General features: G+C 74.2%; 6 protein-coding genes. All 6 read right to left on the bottom strand.

Translation table 11 applies throughout. The features are described 5' to 3' along the window. The coding region (locus AOK01_RS02615) for an eCIS core domain-containing protein (RefSeq protein ID WP_157871166.1) at window positions 1–1,175 on the bottom strand (1,175 nt) is incomplete at its 3' end. Continuing rightward, window positions 1,172–1,492, bottom strand: coding sequence for a hypothetical protein (locus AOK01_RS02610; protein ID WP_055507932.1), 321 nt, complete (start codon window positions 1,490–1,492; stop codon window positions 1,172–1,174). The genes AOK01_RS02610 and AOK01_RS02615, both read right to left, overlap by 4 nt. Beyond that, window positions 1,483–3,552: an ATP-binding protein gene (locus tag AOK01_RS02605; protein ID WP_055507929.1), complete on the bottom strand. Its 2,070-nt coding sequence runs from the start codon at window positions 3,550–3,552 to the stop codon at window positions 1,483–1,485. Before AOK01_RS02605 ends, AOK01_RS02610 begins: the two co-directional genes overlap by 10 nt. Window positions 3,553–3,559: 7 nt before the next feature. Further along, window positions 3,560–4,513, bottom strand: a complete 954-nt coding sequence (locus AOK01_RS46050; RefSeq protein ID WP_055507927.1) for a Pvc16 family protein — start codon at window positions 4,511–4,513, stop codon at window positions 3,560–3,562. Between the two features lie 43 nt (window positions 4,514–4,556). Then, window positions 4,557–5,336, bottom strand: a complete 780-nt coding sequence (locus AOK01_RS02595) for a hypothetical protein (protein WP_055507925.1) — start codon at window positions 5,334–5,336, stop codon at window positions 4,557–4,559. After that, entirely contained in the window at window positions 5,329–6,117 is a 789-nt protein-coding gene (locus AOK01_RS02590) for a T4 family baseplate hub assembly chaperone (RefSeq protein ID WP_055507923.1), read from the bottom strand. Before AOK01_RS02590 ends, AOK01_RS02595 begins: the two co-directional genes overlap by 8 nt. Between the last annotated feature and the right edge of the window lie 85 nt (window positions 6,118–6,202).

Raw genomic sequence — 6,202 nt, 5'->3', positions numbered from 1 at the left:
GCCGGCGCCGGCGCCGGCTTCTGCTCCGACTGCGCGGCGGGCGAGGTGCGCGAGGTGGGCTGCTCGCCGTCCCCCTTGGGGCTGGACGCGTCCCCGCCCGTCCGCGGGACGGGCCCGTTCTCGTCCTCCGCCTTCCCTGCGTACGCGCCCGGAGTGCCGCCCTGCGGGATCGTGCCGCCCGCGTTCTCCGGCGTACTGCCCGCGGCGGCAGCGGTGTCCTCGGCCCCGTCGACGTCCTGCTTCTCCGGGCCGGGGGCGGGCCCCGTCCGCTCGGTGCGCAGCCGCTCCTCCTGGGCGGCCTGCTGCTCCTTCTCCCGCTCCGCCCGTACGTCGTCGGCCGCGTCCTCCTCGACCTCCGGAGCGAGGAGGCCGCGCTGCCGGGCGGTGGCCACACTCTCCGCCCGGCCGTCCAGGTCGATCTCCGTGACCAGGTCCACCACGAAGTCGTGCTCAGAGGTGAGCAGCCGGTGCTCCAGGCGATCCAGTACGCGCTCCTGAAGCTCCTCCGAGAGCTGGGCCAGCGAGGCGCGCACGCGTTGCGCGCTGTCCGTCGGGTCGGTACGGAGCGACCGGACGACCGTGTTGGCCAGACGGTCGACCAGCGTGGCGGGGTCGAGGTGCTCCAGCCGGTTGCGGTCGGCGTCGACGGTGGTGAAGCGCATCCACGCCGGGGTGTTGGCCTCCGGGGCGATCTCGGGCGCCTGCTCGCCGCGTGCCACCGCCTGGGCGGTCTCCTCGGCGGCACGCTCGGCCGCCTCGTGCGGCGCGCTGACCTGGCCCAGGTCACGGCCCGCCACCAACGTACCGCTGGCGAACGGGTGCTGGATCGTGTGCAGCAGCTCGTGCGCGAGCAGGGCGCGGCCCTGCTCCGTTCCCGGCTGGAACCGGCCCTCGCCGAAGAAGATGTCCCGGCCCACCGCCACCGCGTCCGCGCCCAGCATGCCGGTGAGAGCACCCGCGTCGCGGTCGGTGTGCAGGCGTACGGAGCCCAGATCGTGGCCGAGCTGCTCCTCCAGCTCCCGGCGCACACCGGTGTCCAGCGGCTGCCCGGCCCCGCTGACCATGTTCTTCGGCTCGGGCGCGCGGTTCTTCGCCGCGCGTTCCTTGCGTTTGCGGCGTCGCTCGGCGGCGGCCTGCTCGGCCGCCTGGGAGTCCTGGGTGTTGGAGGCCGTCATCGCGTCACCTCCCCGCGGCCCGAGAGCCCCGCGTGCACGGCGCGGGCCAGTTCCTGACCGAGGCGGCGCGCGGACAGCCCGGCGGGCATCGGGGGCAGCCCCGAGACCCCGTCCACCGACACAGCTCCGTCCGCGGCCAGCGGCACCCCGTGTTCCCGTACGAGCCGGGTCAACTCCCGCTCGAACGACGCCGATACGCGCGCCGGATCCACGGACGTGCCGAAGCCGTCCAGGACCAGCTCGCCGATGTCGACGCGGATCTCGCGCGGCTCGGGACGACCGGCCGCGCTCTCCCGAAGTGGCCTGCTCACACCCATCCCCGGACCTCCCCCGGCGTCAGGGACCGCTCCAGCTTCAGGTACTCGGTACGGGCCGCGGCGAGCATGTGCCGCATCTGCACGCGGTCGCCCTCCTCGGCGGCGAGGAAGGCGCCGGACAGGGCGATGTTGCGGATCGAGCCGCCCGCGACGGTCAGCTGGGCCAGCAGCTCCGGCTCGATGCCCTTCACCGGGGTCTGCGGCGGCAGCACCCGGCGCCAGATCTCGGCGCGCTCGTGCTCGGCCGGGAACGGGAAGTCGACGACGAAACGGATCCGCCGCATGAACGCCGTGTCCAGGGCCTTCTTCATGTTGGTGGTGAGGATCGCCAGACCCCGGTACGCCTCCATGCGCATCAGCAGATAGCTGACTTCGAGGTTGGCGTACCGGTCGTGGCTGTCCTTGACCTCGCTGCGCTTGCCGAAGAGGGCGTCGGCCTCGTCGAAGAGGAGGAGCGCGCCGCCGGCCTCGGCGGCGTCGAAGACCTTCCGCAGGTTCTTCTCGGTCTCGCCGATGTACTTGCTGACCACCTGGGACAGGTCGACGACGAAGAGGTCGAGGCCGAGCTCCTTGGCCATGACCTCGGCGGCGAGCGTCTTGCCCGTGCCCGAGCCGCCCGCGAACAGCGCGGTGACGCCGAGCCCCCGGCGCAGGGTCGCCGCGAATCCCCACTCCTGGTGGACGGTCGCCCGCCGGCGCACGTGCGCGACGATCTCGCGCAGCACACTCGTCTGCCGTTCGTGCAGCACGAGGTCGTCCCAGCCCGCGTCGGGCTCGATACGGCGGCCCAGTTCGTCCATGCCGACCCGGGCCTCGTTCATCCCGGCACGCCAGGCGAGTCGACCGGCGTCCCGTTCACCCCGTTCATCCCGTTCGTCCTCACCGGGCAGATCACGGCGTACGGCGGCGGCAGCGGCTCGTACGACATGGGGCGGCAGCTGGAACTGCGCGACCAGCGCCCGCAGTTCGCTCTCAGCTATCTCGGCGATGTCCTCGAACGCGTCGACCCAGAGGCCGAGTTGCTCCTCGTCGTCCAGACGCGGCACGGCCACCCGCTCACCGTGCGGCCGGTCCGTCCGCCGCGGATCGTGGCTCGACACCACGACGGGTACGGCGGCCCCGGCGAGGAACGCGTCGGTGGCCGCGTGCTGGTCACGGTCGAGTTCACCGGCCTCCACCAGCAGGGCGGCGGGCAGCAGGATCGCCTCGCGCTGCCACAGCCGGGCCAGCCGGTCGCGCTCCGCGGGGTCCGTGGGGATGTCCTCGGCGTTCATCGCGTACAGCGCGAGCCCGGACTGTGCGGCTGCTGCGGCGGCGATGTCGGCCCGGCTGCGCAGGTCACCGCCGACCACCTCGACGAGCAGCGGCGCGTCCGGCCGCGCACCCGTCGTCCAGGCCGTGGCGACCCGGCTCGCGGCCAGGTCGTACGACGGCGGAAGCTCCTCGGGGACCGGGGTGCGGCGCAACTGGCCGTGCAGGCGTGCGTCCAGGTAGGGCGAGCCGAGGAGGAAGTGCAGGACGCGCTCGTCGAGCCGCAGCCGGGACATCGTCAGGCGCGAGTCGTCGGCCGGCTCGACGACACGCCAGCGCCGCAGGGGGGCGACCGGCGTCAGGGCGCTCCAGTGCGGTTCGGCGAGCGCGGCCAGGGCGAGCGAGAACGTGGGGTACGCGCGTTCCGGGTCACCGCTCGCCGCGGCACAGCGGGAGGCGGTCGTGGCGTCCAACTCGTAGGCGGCGGTGAGGAGTACGAGGTCGCGCTCGAACGGGGTGAGGCCGAAGCAGGTGACGAGCGCGTCGAGGTGCCTCGTCGTCGGTCCTGCCGCCGAACCCGCCGCCGACTCCGCCGCCGGACCCGTCGGATGCTGTACGGGGCTGCCGGCGCCGGCGCCCGCATTCGTACCTGTACCCGTACCCGTACTCGTCGGCTCCGTCGCGCGGGCCGCGTGGGTGTCGACCCGGGCGAGGACACGCCCGATCTCAGCGGTCAGGGTCGGGCTGCCACCGCCCGGGGTGCCCTCCGCGTGCGTCGCGTTCGCCGCGCCCGTCTCGTACGTACCCATGCCACCCTCACCTGCCCCCGTCGTCGGCCTTCGGGGAGTCCGCCGGAGAGTCCGCCGCGGAACCGGCTGCGGGGCCCGTCGGCTTTGCGGGCGCCGTCTTCTTGGCCACGCCCCGCGCACCCCGCGCACGCTTGCCCGCCGGGACCGCCTTGCCGGCCTGTGCCTCTTTGCGAGGGCGGGCCGGTGCCTTGGCGACGGCCTTCGCCGGCGCCTTCGCGGGCACCTTGGCCGGTGCCTTCGCGACGGGCTGGGCGGCTCCGGACGCGTCGCCCGCCTTCTGCCGCTCCGGTCCGCCCGGCTGAACCGGCGTCCCAGGCGCGCTCGGGGCTCCCGGCGCTCCCGGCGCTCCCGGCGCGCCGAACGGCAGCACCCGTATCGACGACCGCTCCACCGGTTTGGCCGGCACCGGTGTCTCGCGGCCCTCGATGAAGACGAGCGCCGCCTGATAGACGACGGACAGGGTGTACGGGGTCTGGTGGAGCATCCCCCACAGCTTCGAGGTCTCGTCGATGTCCATCACCGTCGGCGTGAACCGCACCCGCTGCGCCGCCTCGGCGAGGTCGCTGTCCGCCAAGTAGGGCTTCTCCCCGGCCAGTTCGATGATGTCCTTCGGCAGGACGGGGATCGCGTGCAGCGTGCGCACGACGGAGCCGATCAGCCGCTGGCCGACCAGTTCCGTCTCGTCGCCGTACGCACTGATCAGGAAGTGCAGGTCCAGCGCCGCGGCGGGCCGCTTCAGGAGCGTGCCGTCCGGGGCGCGCGTCGGCAGGTCGTGGCCCCGTTGCGAGGTGTTGGGGGTGACCTGGTAGAGGAAGACGGTGATCGTGGGGTCGGCGGGCGGGTCGGCCGACGGCTTGCGCGGCTCGACCTTGACGGCCATGTCGATCTCGGGCTGCAGGTTGGCCTCGATCAGCAGGGCGAGGGCCTGGGTGACGTGGGCGATGGCGAGTGCGTTGCTCATGACGTCAGCTCCTCGGTCCGTCGTCGTCCGTTGGGCGTGTACCTCACTGCGACCCCCTCGCCAAGTAGTCCGCCAGGCTCAGACTCGCCGCCGGGCGCCCGGTCGGGGCGGGCCGTCGGCTCCCGTCGCCGTTGCCCGGGGACGCACCCGCCGCTGTCACTTCGAGGCGCCCGATCTGCACCTGGACCACCTGCTCTCCGCCGCGCCCGGGCCGGCGGCCCGCGCCCTGTCGTACGGCGTCGCGGGCCGCCGCCGTGTCCGCGACGCTGGGTCGCAGCGCGGCGGACACGGCGGCAGGGGGAACGGCATCCGCGCCCGAGGGGAGGGACACGGACACCGCGCTCTGGGCGAAGGCCCGCTCCGGCTCACCCCGCCCGGCGGTGCGCCGGGCCGCGTCGGGAACCGGTCGCGGCGCCGGTACCACCACGGTGGCGGGCCGCAGCAGCGGTGTCTCGGGCAGGTCCCGCGCCGGGGGCCGGGACGCCGGTTCGTCGGACGGCGCCCGGCCGGGCCGTACGACCGTCCGCTCGCGCTCCGTACGGAACTGGATCTCCCGCACCGTCGAGTCGGCCACGTCGCCCTCTCCGCGCGGGACTTGGTTCGAGGTGGGCCACAGCGGTCCCCGGGTGTCCTGCTCGGGGTCGGGCCCGTCGGCCCGTACCGCCTCGGCTCGTTCGAAGGGTCCGGCCAGGCGCGGTCGCAGCCGCACCACGTTCGCGGGCGGCACGGCGGCCGGGGTGTGCCGGGCGAGGAGCCGGTCGAAGAAGTCGGGGGCGCGGGACGCCCGTTCTTCCTCGGGGCGCCCTCCCAGGGGGTCAGACATCGGCACACAGCTCCAGGTAGTAGCGGCGCCGCAGCGGGCTCAGCGCCAGGATCTCCGGCTCGCTCCAGCCGTACGCGGTGGCGAGCAGATGGACGTCGAGGAGCGTGTCGCGCGCCCAGGCGTCCAGTTCGGTCCAGAGGTAGGAGGCGATGTCGAGTTCGGCGCGGGTGGCCGCCGAGCACTCGGGGCAGTTGACGTTGAGCGTGACGTCCGCGCCCGGGTCGGCCTCCTGCGCCGCCACGGCGAGGCGGCGCTGCACCGCCTCGGGCAGCGAGCCGGCGGGAACCTCCGCCCCGTCGCGCACCGCCGAGACGAGGCACCGCTCCAGCAGGGCCCGCCGGGGATCCGGGTGCTGGGCCGCCGCCGTCAGGTCGGCGACACTCGGCACCCGGAACTCGATCTCCCAGCCGTCCTCGGCCACCCGGACCGAGGACTGGGCGCGATTACCCGCACGATTACCCGCAGGAGTGCTTACGGGAGTACGTGCGGAAGTGCGTGCGGGAGTGTTTGCGGACCGGGCCAGTTCCCCGGCGTCCAGGTCGAATTCCATGTCCTCGCCGCAGGCGTGGCAGGCGAGGCGGACCTGCATCCTTTCGCCGAACAGGGCCCGGCGCAGCGTGAACAGGTCGGCCTCCCGCTCGCCCACCGGGAGCGCGGACAGCGTCTCGCCCCCGGTGTCGGGGCGGGCGGCACGGTGCAGCAACAGGGCGCGCCCGGACGGGGCCTGGGCGAGCCCGGCCTCCCAGGTGGTGAGCAGGTCGGCCGCCCGAGTGTTCGTCATGCCCGTTCCCGCTCCTGCTCCCGTTGCTGTTGCCGTCCCGTCCCGGCCCCGCTGCCTCCGCGGCCCCCCTGGTGCCGCTCAACTC

Source organism: Streptomyces aurantiacus, from assembly GCF_001418335.1.
Taxonomy (GTDB): Bacteria; Actinomycetota; Actinomycetes; order Streptomycetales; family Streptomycetaceae; genus Streptomyces; species Streptomyces aurantiacus.
Note: the sequence above shows the minus strand (reverse complement) of the source record. Positions and strands in the feature narration are given on the sequence as shown.

Coding starts and splice junctions, on each gene's coding strand:
- AOK01_RS02595 (WP_055507925.1), bottom strand. CDS start 5,336: ATGTCTGACCCCCTGGGAGGGCGCCCCGAGGAAGAACGGGCGTCCCGC.
- AOK01_RS02590 (WP_055507923.1), bottom strand. CDS start 6,117: ATGACGAACACTCGGGCGGCCGACCTGCTCACCACCTGGGAGGCCGGG.
- AOK01_RS02605 (WP_055507929.1), bottom strand. CDS start 3,552: ATGGGTACGTACGAGACGGGCGCGGCGAACGCGACGCACGCGGAGGGC.
- AOK01_RS46050 (WP_055507927.1), bottom strand. CDS start 4,513: ATGAGCAACGCACTCGCCATCGCCCACGTCACCCAGGCCCTCGCCCTG.
- AOK01_RS02610 (WP_055507932.1), bottom strand. CDS start 1,492: ATGGGTGTGAGCAGGCCACTTCGGGAGAGCGCGGCCGGTCGTCCCGAG.